The following is a 10251-nucleotide window of genomic DNA, read 5'->3' as shown; positions in this document are numbered from 1 at the left end:
CTCCACCTCGGGCAATTCGGGCATGGGCTCAGCCGGATTTTCCGTCCAGGGCGGCCCAGGCCTCCTCGGCGGCCTTCTGCTCGGCTTCCTTCTTGGTCCGTCCGACCCCCTCGCCGAAGCGGTCGGTGCCCACGAAGGCGATCGCGGTGAAGGTCTTGTCGTGGTCCGGGCCGGTGGAGCTGATCTCGTAATGGGCCTTGGGGCGGCCGAGCGACGCGCACTTCTCCTGCAAGCTGGTCTTCCAGTCGAGCGCGGCCCCCAGCGTGGGCACCACCTGCAGGCGCTCGCCGATGATCCGCTCGATCAACGTGCGCGCCGGCTCGAGCCCGTGGGTGAGATAGACGGCGCCGAACACCGCCTCGAGGGTGTCGGCGAGGATCGAGTGCTTGTCGCGGCCTCCGGTCAGCTCCTCGCCGCGCCCGAGCCTGAGGTGGGCGCCGAGCCCGCCGGGGCCGAGTTCGCGGGCGATGTCGGCCAGGGCGTAGGTATTGACCAGGCTCGCGCGGATCTTGGCCAGGTCCCCCTCCGGGCGATCCGGGTAGGCGCCGTAGAGGTACTCGGTGACGACCAGCTCGAGGACGGCGTCGCCGAGGAACTCGAGGCGCTCATTGTGGGGCACTCCCCCGTTCTCGTACGCGAACGAGCGGTGGGTGACGGCCTGCACGGCCAGCTCGGCCGAGAGGTCGACACCCAGAACGGCGGGCAGCCCCTCTGGTCCGTCGGTCACGCGCGGCCCTCGTCCGTGCCCGGGGCTCCGTCACCGCCGGCAGCGCCGGGGGTGCCGGAGGTGCCGGGGGTGCCGAACTTCTCAACTAGGTCGGCCCATCGGGGATCGATCCGGCCCTCGGTGTCGCCGGAGACCCCGTCCGGGGCCGGGGTGTCGGGGTTGATGCACTCGGCATGGCCGTAGTCGGTGCAGGTCGGCGAGAGCGGGAACTCCAGTCCGAACGCGTCGATGAGGGCGGGCTCCAGGTCCAGCAGGTCCCCGTCGAGGAGTCGGACCTCGTCCTCCTCCGCGTTCGCGGCGGCCTTGCCCTCGATCGCGTACATCTCGGTGAGGTTGACGGTGACATCGGTGTGGAACTCGCCGAGGCAGCGCGCGCATTCGACCCGTGCCTGCCCCGTGACGGCGCCGGTGACGAGAATGCCTTCGTCGACGAAGGTCAGCATGAGGTCGAGGTCGAGCTCAGACCCCTCCGGGATCCCGATCATCTCGACGCCGATGGTGGTGGGGACCTCGGCGGCGCGCTGAACGGGGGTCATGGCGCCGGGGGTCCGGCTGACACTGCGGGTATCGAGAACGAGAGGGCCGGGCGCGGATCGCGAAGAGCTGGAGGTGGTGGACACGCCCAGCAGACTACCCGCCCGGGTCAGTAGTCTCCGTAGCCGTCGCCGTGCAGGACGTCCTCACGCCCGCCCCGACGCCCGGCCGGATCGCGGCGGGAGGCCTGGCCCACTCCGTGCAGCTCCTCGCGGCCCCGCACGACGGTCCGGATGGTGGATCCGAGGAACTCTTCGAAGTGCGCCATCTTGTCGTCGACGTAGGCGTCGCACTCCTCCCGACGCCGGTCGCTCTCCGCATGCGCGGCGTCGCGGACCCGGGCAGCCTCCTCGTCGGCGACCCGAACCACCTCGGACTCGGAGATCATGCGCTGCTGTTCCTGACGCGCCTCGGTGATGGTGCGGTCGTAGAGGATGTTGGCCTGTTCGGTGAGCCGGTCCGCTTCTGCGCGGGCCCGAACGGTCATGGACTCGGCATCCCGGCGGGAGCGCTCGAGCAGTTCGGAAGCCTCGGCGCGGGCATCGCCGACCAGCTCGTCGGCGTGCGCGGTGGCCTCGGCGACCATCCGGTCGGCCCGGGCCTTGGCGTCGGCGAGCATCGCGTCGGCGTCATCGCGAGCGGTGCGCAGGGTCCGATCCGCCTCGGCTTCGGCCGCCGCGACAGTCTGATGGGCGGTCTCATCCGCCTGGGCCAGGACGCGATCGCGCTGGTCGAGCACGTCCTGGGCGTCGTCGAGCTCACCGGGGAAGGAGTCGCGGATATCGTCGAGCAACAGCAGGGACTCGTGCCGCGGGACCACGCAGTTCGCGGTCATGGGCAGACTGCGGGCGTCCTCGATCATCGCGTTCAACTCATCGAGGGCCTGGAACACTCGGTACACGCTCGTCCCTTCACCGGTTCGTCACTCTTGCCACACCAGTGTGCCCGCAACACACGCGCCCGTGCCGGTGCGGCGGCGGTGTGTCCGACTCTTGGAGCCGGTCAGGCGAGACGTTCCCGCAACGCGTCGGCCACGGGTCCGGGCAGCAGGTGGGAGACGTCGCCGCCCAGCTTGGTGACCTCGCGGCACAGCGAGGACGAGACGAACGACAGGTCGGAGCGGGTCGGCAGGAACACGGTGTCGACCTCGGCGATCGAGCGGTTCATGTGCGCCATCGGCAGTTCGTAGTCGTAATCGGTGGAGTCCCGCAGCCCCTTGATCACCGCCGTGGCCCCCTGATCGCGGCAATAGTCCACGAGCAGCCCGTAGAAACTGTCGACCCGGATGCCGGGGATGTCGGCGCAGACCTGCTCGATGAGGACCTTGCGCTCGTCGATCGTGAACGTGCCCTGCTTGTTGGGGTTGGCCACCACACACACGATCACGTCGTCGAACAGCTCCGCCGCCCGGCGGAAGATGTCGAGGTGCCCGAGGGTCACCGGGTCGAACGAGCCTGGGCACACGACTGTGGTCATGCGCTGACCGTATCAACAGGTCGGGCCATCTCGACGGCGGTCTCACCGTAGGTGCGTTCGAATTCGACATCGTAGCCGCCGGGCCAGCGCACCGCCGGGTCCCGCTTGGACCGCTCCCACACCACCAGGGCATCGGGCGCGAGCCACCCGCCGTCGAGCAGTGCCCGAAGGATCGGCTCGTCGAGCGCGCCGGAGTGCTCGTACGGCGGGTCGGCCAGGACGAGGTCAAAACCACCGGGGACGGGGCACGGGCCACCCACCGCGCCCGGAAGGGACGCGCGACGGATGGTCACCGAGATGGGTGACGACGACGAGCTCTGCGACGCGGGCGACGAGGGTGACGACGACGACGTCGTTGTCAGCCCCGCGGTGTTCTTCTTCAGGGTGGACACGGCTCGGGCATTCTCTTCGACGAAGTAGGCGACATTGGCGCCCCGCGAGATGGCCTCCAGTCCGAGCGCTCCGGATCCGGCGAACAGGTCGAGCACTGCGGCGTCGTCCAGGTCCACGCGGCTGACAATCGCACTGAACAGGGCCTCCCGCACCCGGTCAGTGGTGGGCCGCGTCCCGGCCGGGGGCACGGCAACCGTGAGTCCGCGGAGTCGGCCGGCGATGATGCGGGTCATGTCAGTCCTGCTCGTTCACGTGTCGGTCTGGACAGAATCAACTTGAGAAGTCGGTCGGGATACATCTTCCGCGATCCATCCTCTCGGGACCGGCGGCCCCAGCTACGCGGTGTCTAGTATCGCTCCAGATAGGCCGATTCCTCCGATCCGGCGAGGCTGTTGACGCGTTCGGCGAGCATCGGATGTGCGTGAAGTCTGGGGTCGGCGTCGAGGATGGATTCGGCGTACTGCCGGGCAAGCGCGATCACCGCGCCGTCGTCGACCACCGACAGGATCCGCAACGCGGACAGGGCTCCCGACTGGGCGTCGCCGAGGATGTCCCCCTCACGGCGCTGCATGAGATCCAGTTGCGCCAGGACGAAGCCGTCGGTGGTGGCGGCCACGTCATCCAGTCGCGTCCTCGACCGACTGTCTGCTCGCGAGTTGGTCACGAGTAGACACAGTCCCTCGAAACCGCCACGTCCGACCCGGCCGCGGAGCTGGTGCAGCTGGCTCACGCCGAATCGCTCGGCGTCCATCACCACCATCACCGTGGCCTCCGGCACGTCCACGCCGACCTCGATCACCGTGGTCGACACCAGCACGTCGAGCGCGCCGGACGCGAACTCCGTCATGGCCGCGTCCTTTTCCTCGGGGGGCAGCCGGCCGTGCATGAGTCCGACCCGCAGGTCGCTGAGTTCGTCGCGTGAGAGTTGGTCGTACAGGTCCTCGGCTGCCGTCAACGGCACACCACTGTCGTCTCCGGCGTCCGACTTGTCGTCGCCGTCGATCCGGGCGCACACCACATACGCGCGGTGCCCGTCGTCCGCTTCCTCGCGGATCCGCTCCCACACCCGGTCCAGCCACTTCGGCTTCTCCCCCACGGGCACGACAGTGGTCGTGATCGGGCGTCGGCCACCGGGCAGTTCCCCCAGTTCGGAGACCTCGAGGTCCCCGAACACGGTCATCGCGATGGTCCGCGGGATCGGCGTGGCCGTCATGACCAACAGGTGCGGCACCCTGCCGGCCCGCCCCTTGGCGCGGAGTCGGTCCCGCTGGCGCACGCCGAAGCGGTGCTGCTCGTCCACCACCACCATCCCCAGGTCGAAGAAGTCGACCGAGTCCTGGATGAGCGCGTGCGTGCCGATGACGATCCCGGCCTCGCCCGTGACGATGTCCAACAGCGCCTGCCGCCGGGCCGCCGTCGACATCGACCCCGTCAGCAGCACCACTCGGGTGGCCTCCTCCGGTGCCCCGAGTTGCCCCTTCTCGCCGAGGTCGCCGAGCATCGCCGACAGCGACCGGTGATGCTGCGTGGCCAGCACCTCGGTGGGCGCGAGCATGACGCACTGCCTGCCGGAGTCGATGACCTGCAGCATCGCCAGCAGCGCCACCACGGTCTTGCCGGAGCCGACCTCGCCCTGCAGCAGCCTGTTCATCGGCTGGTCGCGGCTCAGGTCCAGCGAGACGTCCTCCAGAACCGACTTCTGCCCCGCCGTGAGCTCAAACGGCAGCCGGGCCTCCATCGCCGTCCGCAGGCCGTCGGGCCGTACTGGGCTCGGCGGCGCCGGATCGCGGGAGTAGAAACGTCTACGGGCGCCGAGGAGCAGTTGCAGTGCCAGCGCCTCGTCGAATCGCAGGCGGTAGACGGCCGGTTCGATCTCGGCCTCGTGGGTCGGGAGGTGTGCGGTGCGTAGTGCCTCGTCCAGGCCCATCAGTCCGAGGGAGGTTATGAGCGCCGGGTCGAGCGGGTCGACCACCGGGACCAGCGCCCGCAGCGCCGTCACCACCGCCCCGAACACCTCCCAGGACGTCACGCCCTCCTTGGAGGAGTACACCGGCAGGAATCGGCGGCCGAACAGGCTCTCCGAGCCCTCGGCCTCGAGCTTGGCAGACAGGGTCGCGAGTGCCGCGAGATCGCCCGAGCCTTTCAGCGGGCCCGACTGGCCGGTGGCGGCGGTCAGCACCAGGAACTCGGGGTGCTTGAGGGTGAGTTTGCCGCGGAACTCCGACAGTGTGCCGTCGAACATCGCCTCGCTGCCCACCGGGAGCATATACTTGATCTTCGCCCCGGCGAAGAAGACCACCTCGAAGTCCACGCCGCCGTCTTCGACGACGAGCGTCACCCGCTCGAGCCTCCCCTTGCCCCGCTTCGGTGTGTAGCTCGACGAGTTCATCCGCTTGACGGAGCCGATCACCGTCACCCGCTCGCCGATGACCAACGATTTCCGGTCCACCCGCTGCCCGCGCTGGCGGAACCTGCGGGGCAGGGTGTGCAGCAGGTCCCCAACAGTGCGGTGGCCGAATGCTTGCTCGAGGCGTTGCGCACCGTCCGCGTCGAGGATCTCGACGAGTGGGGTGTCCGTGGTCGCCAACGTCGTCATTCGACCCCGACCTGAGCCAACACCCGTCCCGACCCCGCGGCGTAGGAGACCACCTCGACGTCCGGGTTCTCAGCACGCAGGCGAGTGAGCACCTCTTCGGTGGCGGACTCATCGAATTCCTCGCCCAGCAGGACCGTGACCAACTCTCCGCCCGCGGTGAGCATCCTGTCGGTGATCGCGCACACCAGGCCCACCGGGTCGCCGTCGATGAGCGCCACGTCGTGCCCGATCACTCCCAACAGGTCACCGGCGGCACATCGGCCGACCAGGGTCAGTGCGTCCTGCTCGGCGCGGACCAGGTATCCGTGCCGTGTCGCGGCTGCGGCGTCGGCCATTCCGAACCCGTCCAGGGAGAGTGTCGTGGTGGCGTCGTGGACCGCCAGAGCGGCGAGCCCCTGCACCACGGACGCCGTCGGCAGGATCAGGGCATGGCGACCCACGTCTCGCAGCGCCGCGTCGAGGGCACCGATCTGCGCCCGGGACAGCTCGCCGTTCGGTAGGACGATGTACTCGTCGGCGTCGACGGCGAACACCCCGTCGATCACCCCGGACCCGTCTGTGCCGGGGTCCACCACGTCGGCGCCGGCATCGGTGAACAGCTCCGCCAGCGGCCCCGGCCTGACGATGGAGACGATTGAGCGGGTCGGGGTGCCCGAGGCTCGCGGTGCCACGTCCTCTGCTCCGGCTCCGGGACCGGCTACGGCTCGGGCGCCGGCACCGCCAGCGGGTCCTGCGTCGTCCTGCCCGGAGGTGCCCTCGGTGGTGCCGTGCGTGCGGCCCTGCCCCAGCGGGTCGAGCATGTCGGTCACCCGGATCTCCACGACCTTGCCCAGACTCAGCGCGGACTCGATCGCCGGCCCGATGTCGTCGGTGTGGACGTGAACAGCCCATCGAGCGTGATCCCCGGCGCCGCCGTCGCCCACCACCACGACACTGTCTCCGAGCGTGCGGAGCACGGATCGGAGTTCATCTGCTCGGGCGTCGTCGGAGTGGGTCAGCGAGTACATGACCTCGTAGCGGGTGTCCGCCAGCGCGGCGGTGTCGTCCTCGTCTTCCGCACCGGTCCCCTGCTCATTGACGAGTCCGTGCGCGCCGCAGGCGGCATCGGCCGGAACCGACGCAACGCCATAGTCCGGCCGCTCGGGCGCCTCGCCGGTCAGCACCTCGACCAGGGCGTCCAGCAGGATCAACAGGCCGCGTCCCCCCGCGTCCACCACGCCGGCGTTACGGAGGGCGGACAGCTGGCCGGTCGTGCGTCCGAGCGCCTCGGCGGCCGAGTCCGCGGCGGCACGGGCCACCTCGACGAGATCGGTCGCCGTGGACCTGCCCGCCCCGGCCGCGGCCTCTCGGAGCACGGTGATGATGGTCCCCTCGACGGGGTCGCTGAGCGCGTTGTCGACGAGGGTTACCGCGGTCCGCAGCGCGCGGCGGTAGGTGGCGGCGTCCACGACGGTGAAGGTGGCAGCCTCACCGACCGCGCGCAGCACCTGCGACAGGATCACCCCGGAATTGCCGCGGGCACCGTGCACGGCCCCCCGACCGAGTGCCACGGCGATCTCCCGCGCCCCGGCCTGACCCCCGCCCTCGGTGATCCAGGCGTCCTCGCCCTCGGCACGGTCCAGTGCGGCTCTCATCGTGTAGAGGAGGTTGGTCCCGGTGTCCGAGTCCGGGACGGGGAAGACGTTGAGGGCGTTGATCTCCTCGCGGTGTTCGGCGAGGCCCTCCACGCAGAGTCGCGCCCACATCAGCACCCCGTCGGCATCGAGGGTCGTCGAGCGGTCGTCGACGCGCGTGCTCTCCTGCGTCATGGCCCCTCCTCTGCTCCCGGTCACCCCTCCGCACCGAATGCGAGCGGTTGGCGCGCACAAGCCTAGTACCCTCCGGTAGCGACAGCCGTCGAACAGGCCGAGACAGCCCAGACGGCCCAGACCACACGGGAGCGCAGCGATGACCTTTGACCTAGACACGACACCACTCGTCACCCTGGAAGACGGTGTCCTGACGCTCCCGATCTCTCTCGACGGCAAGGGCAACGCCCTCGACGGCGAGGCCATCAGCCAGATGAAGGCGGCCCTGACCGCACTCCTGGCCGGCGAGATCGACGCCGGTGCCGTTCTACTGGTCGGGCTCGGCAAGAACTTCTGCGCCGGCGGCAACGTCGCCGGTTTCGCCGCCGCGGATGACCGCGGCGAGCACGTCCGCGAACTGGCGGATCATCTCCACGCCGCGATTCGTCAACTGGACGAGCTCACCATCCCCGTCGTCGCCGCCGTCGCGGGGTGGGCCGCCGGTGCGGGACTGTCGCTGGCCCTCGCCGCCGACTTCTCGGTGGCCGGACCCGATACCCGCGTCCTTGCCGCCTACCCGGGCATCGGGCTCTCGCCGGACGGCGGCATGTCCTGGAACCTGCCCCGGGCCATCGGTCCGGCCGCTGCGCGGGCGTTCATCCTCTCCAACGAGCCCATGCCCGGCGAGCGCGCGTACGCGCTGGGCATGCTCACCACGTTCGTCGAGGGCGACGTCAAGGAGGCCGCGCGTGCTCTGGCCGTCCGCCTGGCCTCGGGACCGTCCGAGTCCTATGCCGCGGTCAAGTCGCTCTTGCGCGCGTCGGGGTCGGCCACGCTGTCCGATCACCTTGACGCCGAGCGTGACTCGATCGCTCGCCTCGCGGTGTCACCGGACGGAATCGAGGGCGTGGACGCCTTCGTCGCCAAGCGCTCCCCGGAATTCGGTCGCGGCTGACCGGCTCACGAGTCGGTCGGAAGCCGCCACTGGACCGGGTCGGCGCCGAGCCGGGTCAACTCCGCGTTGGCCCGGCTGAAGGGTCTGGAGCCGAAGAAGCCGCGTGACGCGGACAGCGGTGACGGGTGCGCGGACTCGATCACCGGGGTCTGGCCCAGCAGCGGCGCCAGCTTCCGGGCGTCCGCACCCCACAGGATCGCCACCATCGGCCGCTGCCGCTCGACGAGCGCCTCGATCGCCCGTGTGGTGATGTCTTCCCACCCTTTCCGGCGGTGCGATCCGGCCTCGCCCGGCGCGACGGTCAGCACCCGGTTGAGCAACAGCACCCCCGAGGCGGACCAGGCCGACAGGTCGCCATGCGCGGGTGGCGTGAACCCCAGGTCCTCGGCGTACTCGCGGTAGATGTTGACCAGGCTGCGCGGCAGTGGACGCACGTGCGGGTCCACCGCGAAACTCAGCCCCACCGCATGCCCGGGCGTCGGATACGGATCCTGGCCCACCAGCAGCACCCGCACGTCCTCGAACGGCTGCGTGAAGGCGCGCAGGACGTGCTCGGCCGCGGGGAGGAACCCATCCCCCTCGGTGGTGCGCTGCGCCAGGAAACCGGCCATGTGCTCGAGCTGGTCGGCCACCGGATCGAGCGCCTGCGCCCACCCCGGATCGAGCGGTCCGAACATCGAGGCGGCATCAACCCGATCAGCCGTCATCTTCTCGCCCCGCCCATCACCGTGTGGGGTGCCCTCATGTGTGTCCGCCGCACCGGTCAGTCGAGCCGGCGGAGTTCGGCGCGGTACCGCATCGCGTTCTCGTGGTACTTCTGCGTGTTGCCGGCGATCATGCCGGGATCCACCTCGAAGCCCTCACGGATCTTCGCGGGTGTGCCCATCGCCATGCGTCGCTCCGGCAGCTCGAACCGCGGCGGGATGAGGCAGCCCGCGGCAACCACCGCGCCCGCACCGATGACGGAGCCGTTGAGCACGATCGATCCGGAGGAGATCAACGCCCCGTCCCCGATCTGCGCACCCTCGATGTGTGCGTTGTGCCCGACGATGCAGTGTTCCCCGAGGATGGTCGGCTCGTGCTCCGTGCAGTGGATGATCGTGCCGTCCTGGACGTTGCTCATCGCGCCGACCTCGATCCGCCCATAGTCGCCGCGCAGAACCGCGGTCGGCCACACCGAGACCCCGGGGCCGAGCGTGACCCGACCGATCACCACCGCGTCGGGGTGCACCCAGGCGTCGGGGGCGATGTCCGGTTCAAGGTCTCCGAGTGCGTAGACAGCCATGTGCCCACCCTAGTTCGCGCCGCGCCGGGAGATCAGTTCGCGCCCCGCGCCGAGTCCCAGCCCCCCGGCGTCCGGGCCACGCCGTCCACGGTCACCTCGCCGGGCGCGCCCTCACGGATGGTCCCGATCAGGGTGAATTCGGCCGGGACCTCGACGCCCGGCGGGAACGTGCCGAGCAGTCCGTGGTCCTCGCCGCCGTCCAGGATCCAGTCCATGACCCGCGCGCTGATGATCGGATCGGACTCGTCGTGGGTGCTGACGGCGGCGGCGGGCACGGCGTTGTCGTCGTCGTCCCCTGGTGATTGTTTCTGGCCCTTGACCTTGCCTTTTCCGGCGTCGCCGTCGGTGAGGGTGACGGCGGCGCGGCGTAGCCCCGGGTCGACCGGGAGCGCTGCGGCGTCCAGGTCGGCGGTGACGCCGGACGCTCGGGTGAGTCCGGACAGGTCGCGCAGGAGCCCGTCGCTGACGTCGGTGAGGGCCGAGGCGCCGGCCCGGCGC

The 10251-nt window shown here is 70.1% G+C and carries 10 protein-coding genes and 1 pseudogene; 1 reads left to right on the top strand and 10 read right to left on the bottom strand.

The window, feature by feature from the left end:
- Positions 1-28: 28 nt before the first annotated feature.
- The 7 genes from rnc to fakA form a co-directional block, all read right to left on the bottom strand.
- Positions 29-727 carry a ribonuclease III gene (gene rnc, locus G6016_RS10805; RefSeq protein ID WP_182632658.1) on the bottom strand — a complete coding sequence of 233 codons (699 nt, stop codon included), beginning with the start codon at positions 725-727 and terminating at the stop codon, positions 29-31.
- Positions 724-1347 (bottom strand): YceD family protein, encoded by a 624-nt coding sequence (locus tag G6016_RS10800; RefSeq protein ID WP_338403582.1) that lies wholly within the window; start codon positions 1345-1347, stop codon positions 724-726. Before G6016_RS10800 ends, rnc begins: the two co-directional genes overlap by 4 nt.
- A gap of 23 nt (positions 1348-1370) precedes the next feature.
- Positions 1371-2162: a DivIVA domain-containing protein gene (locus G6016_RS10795; protein WP_338403581.1), complete on the bottom strand. Its 792-nt coding sequence runs from the start codon at positions 2160-2162 to the stop codon at positions 1371-1373.
- A gap of 101 nt (positions 2163-2263) precedes the next feature.
- Entirely contained in the window at positions 2264-2737 is a 474-nt protein-coding gene (gene coaD, locus G6016_RS10790; protein WP_182632657.1) for a pantetheine-phosphate adenylyltransferase, read from the bottom strand.
- Positions 2734-3363 carry a 16S rRNA (guanine(966)-N(2))-methyltransferase RsmD gene (gene rsmD / locus G6016_RS10785; RefSeq protein ID WP_182632656.1) on the bottom strand — a complete coding sequence of 210 codons (630 nt, stop codon included), beginning with the start codon at positions 3361-3363 and terminating at the stop codon, positions 2734-2736. Before rsmD ends, coaD begins: the two co-directional genes overlap by 4 nt.
- 113 nt (positions 3364-3476) lie before the next feature.
- The gene (gene recG / locus G6016_RS10780) at positions 3477-5726 is read right to left on the bottom strand and encodes an ATP-dependent DNA helicase RecG (protein WP_182632655.1); all 2250 of its coding nucleotides are present in this window, start codon (positions 5724-5726) and stop codon (positions 3477-3479) included.
- A complete protein-coding gene (gene fakA / locus G6016_RS10775; RefSeq protein ID WP_182632654.1) occupies positions 5723-7534 on the bottom strand; it encodes a fatty acid kinase ATP-binding subunit FakA in 1812 nt (603 codons plus the stop codon). Before fakA ends, recG begins: the two co-directional genes overlap by 4 nt.
- 139 nt (positions 7535-7673) lie before the next feature.
- Between fakA and G6016_RS10770 the strand changes: the two genes are divergently transcribed.
- The gene (locus G6016_RS10770; RefSeq protein WP_182632653.1) at positions 7674-8468 is read left to right on the top strand and encodes an enoyl-CoA hydratase/isomerase family protein; all 795 of its coding nucleotides are present in this window, start codon (positions 7674-7676) and stop codon (positions 8466-8468) included.
- 5 nt (positions 8469-8473) lie between these two features.
- Here the strand turns inward: G6016_RS10770 and G6016_RS10765 are convergent, their stop codons facing one another.
- The 3 genes and pseudogenes from G6016_RS10765 to G6016_RS10755 form a co-directional block, all read right to left on the bottom strand.
- Positions 8474-9175: a uracil-DNA glycosylase gene (locus G6016_RS10765; RefSeq protein ID WP_241730180.1), complete on the bottom strand. Its 702-nt coding sequence runs from the start codon at positions 9173-9175 to the stop codon at positions 8474-8476.
- Positions 9176-9231: 56 nt separating this feature from the next.
- A complete protein-coding gene (locus G6016_RS10760) occupies positions 9232-9753 on the bottom strand; it encodes a gamma carbonic anhydrase family protein (protein ID WP_182632652.1) in 522 nt (173 codons plus the stop codon).
- A gap of 32 nt (positions 9754-9785) precedes the next feature.
- Positions 9786-10251 (bottom strand): annotated as a pseudogene (locus G6016_RS10755) (hypothetical protein); the annotation flags it as partial.

The organism is Dietzia aerolata, from assembly GCF_014144865.1.
In the GTDB taxonomy this organism is placed as follows: domain Bacteria; phylum Actinomycetota; class Actinomycetes; order Mycobacteriales; family Mycobacteriaceae; genus Dietzia; species Dietzia aerolata.
The sequence above is the reverse complement of the archived record's forward strand: the minus strand, read 5'-3'. Positions and strand labels throughout refer to the sequence as shown.